This is a genomic window from Neisseria sp. P0021.S005 (assembly GCF_051956955.1).
Map to the genome: position 1 here is coordinate 1 of NZ_JBQCWY010000321.1, position 3,413 is coordinate 3,413.

A 3,413-nucleotide genomic window follows, 5' to 3' on the forward strand; every position below is an offset into this window, starting at 1 on the left:
TTAATCACTTCCCTGTTTTAACAGGGTTTTTATTTCTAAAAAAATACTATCAAACTCCCACACTATCCATACATACAAAAAAATACAAACTAAAGGCCGTCTGAAATGCTCTTTCAGACGGCCTTTTTTTATGGTTTCTATTTATCCAATACGTTGAAGGACAATTTCTAGGACAAATTTACTGCCCACATAGGCAAAAATCAGACTGACAAATCCGACAATAGTCCAAACGGCGGCTTTCTTGCCGCGCCATGCGGTCATGCTGTGTTTCAACAATAATGCGCCATAAATCAGCCACGACATAATACTGAAGATGGTTTTATGCGTGAAGGTCATGGGTTTGCCGAAAATGGCTTCGGCAAAAAACGTCCCGCTGATAACTGAATAGGTCAATAAAACGAATCCTGCCCACATACCTTGGAACATAAGTTTTTCCAAACTCAATAATGGCGGCAAGAAACTAACTAATGCGGAAAAACGGCGTTTGTGCAGATTGCGGTCGAGCAAAAGGATCAGGATGGCAAATAAGGTAACGATGCCAAACAATCCGTATGCGAGCAATGATGATGCAATGTGCGATAGCGGCAATAAGTCTACAATTTGACGACCTGTGAAATCTCCCGGGAAAAGGAAACCCAGCAATAAGGTCAATGCAGCACAGGGATACAATAAGAGTTGCACACCGCGCAGACAATAAAAGAAGCTGCCCAGGCAGTACATCATCAGCATCAGCCAAACTATCAGACTGAGAGAATAACCAAAACCGGTAATCAATACCCTATCCTGCAATACAGGGAACATTAATGCTGCGCCATGTACCAATAATGCGCCACTCAAAATCAGCAGCTCGGTTTTCAGCGGGTAAGACTTATTATTGTGCTTTTTATGTTGCAACCAGGAAAATACGCCCAATCCGGCATACACCAGCATAAGGCAGATTAAGACAATCGGCATAAATATCTTTCTCAATAGACGTGTGAACACTAGACGGACACCCGGCAGGGTTTCAGACGGCCTTGGTGTCGTGTTTGTGTTCTTGAAGCATAACTTCGGACTATCGTGTAAAATAATCCGAATTTTATTTTAACAAAGAATGCCCTGTATTGGGCAGCTATTCTCATTATCAAGGATAAGTATGTTAGACAACCTGACCAACCGCTTCAGCAAGGTACTTAAAAATATTCGCGGCCAATCAACACTGACCGAAGACAATATTAAAGAAGCCTTGCGCGAGGTTCGTCTTGCCCTGCTGGAAGCCGACGTTGCATTGCCCGTCGTTAAAGAATTCGTCAACACAGTCAAAGAACAGGCCCTTGGTCAAGAAGTCGTCGGCAGTCTGACACCTGACCAAGCCTTTATTGGTGTGGTCAACCAAGCCTTAGTCGAGCTGATGGGCAAGGAAAACAAAACACTGGATTTATCGGTTTCACCGCCTGCCATCGTTTTAATGGCCGGTTTGCAGGGTGCCGGTAAGACAACAACCGTCGGCAAACTCGCCCGCCTGCTGAAAAACGATCAGAAGAAAAAAGTTTTGGTGGTATCTGCCGACGTTTACCGCCCTGCCGCGATTGAACAGCTGCGCCTATTGGCCGAACAGGTCGGCGTGGACTTTTTCCCATCCGATACCAACCAAAAACCGGTTGAGATTGCAACTGCCGCCGTCGATTACGCCAAAAAACATTTTTACGATGTATTGATGGTCGATACCGCCGGCCGCCTGGCAATCGATGAAGAAATGATGAACGAAATCAAAGCGCTTCATGCTGCGGTTAACCCGGTTGAAACTTTGTTCGTCATCGATGCCATGTTAGGTCAGGATGCTGTGAACACTGCTCAGGCATTTAATGAAGCCCTGCCGCTGACCGGTGTCGTATTGACCAAGATGGACGGCGACTCGCGCGGCGGTGCGGCATTGTCCGTACGCCATGTAACCGGCAAACCGATTAAATTTATCGGTGTCGGCGAGAAAATCAACGGCCTCGAACCTTTCCACCCCGACCGTCTTGCCAGCCGTATCCTCGGCATGGGCGACGTATTGACCCTGATTGAAGACGTTCAAAAAGGTATTGATGAAGAAGCCGCCGCCAAAATGGCAAAAAAGCTGCAAAAAGGCAAAGGCTTCGACCTCAATGACTTTAAAGAACAAATCCAACAGATGCGCAATATGGGCGGCTTGGAAAACCTGATGTCGAAAATGCCGGGCGAACTGGGTCAAATATCGAAACAAATCCCCGAAGGCACGGCTGAAAAAGCGATGGGCAAAGTAGAAGCCATCATCAACTCGATGACTCCAAAAGAACGCGCTAACCCTGCCCTGCTCAAAGCCAGCCGCAAACGCCGTATTGCAATGGGCGCGGGTACGACCGTGCAGGAAGTGAACAAATTGCTCAAGCAGTTTGAACAAATGCAACAGATGATGAAGATGTTCAGCGGCAACGGTTTGGGCAAACTGATGCGCTTGGCCAAAGGTATGAAGGGAATGAAAGGCATGTTCCCGGGTTTGTAAGCTAATTTGACAGTAAACGCCGTCTGAAAAGTTTCAGACGGCGTTTTTATTTTTACTCTAGCAAGAATTACTATTCACATATAACTATGAAATCTATTCCTTTTAAGGATTTTCATAGCGTACCGATGCCTCTTCCAACATTTCCCATTGGCCACCACTACCATGGTAGGTTTCGGCACCAAGCCTGAAAACGGCATTGCAGTGCGTACATTGAAAATAATGTACCACGAAATCGTTCCAACCATATATGTCACGATTACCCTGAGAATCAGTATGGGTAATGTAACCGCTATTGGCAATGGTTTTAGCAAAATCAAGGCTGGGACCATAAACTTTGGCGTAGGCTGGGGTAATGTCGATGAGCGTGCCGTCTGCTAAACGATCAGAGGCTCGCAGTAACATTTGCGATAATTCTTTCGGAACCCTGATACGAACGGTAGGTCGCAGGTCAGAACAGTAATCACACATTGTTTGGATCTTTCAGCATAGTAAAGGAAAACGAAGTGGAAGGAGCGCGAAATCCTTGCTTATTCAATCCTCAACTTATTGCGGCTTTTTCTGCTCTTCGCGTACTTTGTCCACCAACTGGTCAATCGTGGTCATGCCGGACTGCCAGTCTTTAAATTCGACTTGGTATTTGCCACCAACGATCACAGTCGGTGTGCCGCTGATTTGGAATTTATTGGTCAATTCTTCCATTTGGGCCGCACGTGCTTGGCTTTCGGGCGCTTCAAATGCAGCCAATACTTTTTTGCCGTCAAACGCGGTTTGCTCAGACAACCATTTTTTCAGGGTATCGGTATCGGCCAAGTTGATTTTTTGGTTAACCATCGCATCGAAAATATGGCTGTTGGCTTTATCTGATTCACCGGCCATTTCCACTGCGGCCGCCAAACGTGCCAAAGGT

Annotated in this window: 4 protein-coding genes; 1 reads left to right on the plus strand and 3 read right to left on the minus strand. The window is 46.3% G+C overall.

Going from position 1 to position 3,413, the window contains the following annotated elements; all coding sequences use genetic code 11:
• Positions 1-141: 141 nt before the first annotated feature.
• Complete coding sequence (locus ACTHUE_RS13445; protein WP_070695210.1) at positions 142-954, minus strand: cytochrome C assembly family protein; 813 nt, start codon at positions 952-954, stop codon at positions 142-144.
• 181 nt (positions 955-1,135) lie between these two features.
• On the opposite strand from ACTHUE_RS13445, the gene ffh reads away from it, so the two are divergent.
• Positions 1,136-2,506: a signal recognition particle protein gene (gene ffh, locus ACTHUE_RS13450; RefSeq protein ID WP_003684000.1), complete on the plus strand. Its 1,371-nt coding sequence runs from the start codon at positions 1,136-1,138 to the stop codon at positions 2,504-2,506.
• Positions 2,507-2,608: 102 nt separating this feature from the next.
• Here ffh and ACTHUE_RS13455 read toward each other — a convergent pair whose 3' ends face one another.
• Both ACTHUE_RS13455 and ACTHUE_RS13460 read right to left on the minus strand, forming a co-directional pair.
• Positions 2,609-2,908 carry a hypothetical protein gene (locus ACTHUE_RS13455; RefSeq protein WP_083314038.1) on the minus strand — a complete coding sequence of 100 codons (300 nt, stop codon included), beginning with the start codon at positions 2,906-2,908 and terminating at the stop codon, positions 2,609-2,611.
• A gap of 141 nt (positions 2,909-3,049) precedes the next feature.
• Positions 3,050-3,413: DsbA family protein (locus ACTHUE_RS13460; protein ID WP_440423719.1), on the minus strand; the 364-nt coding region annotated here is incomplete at its 5' end.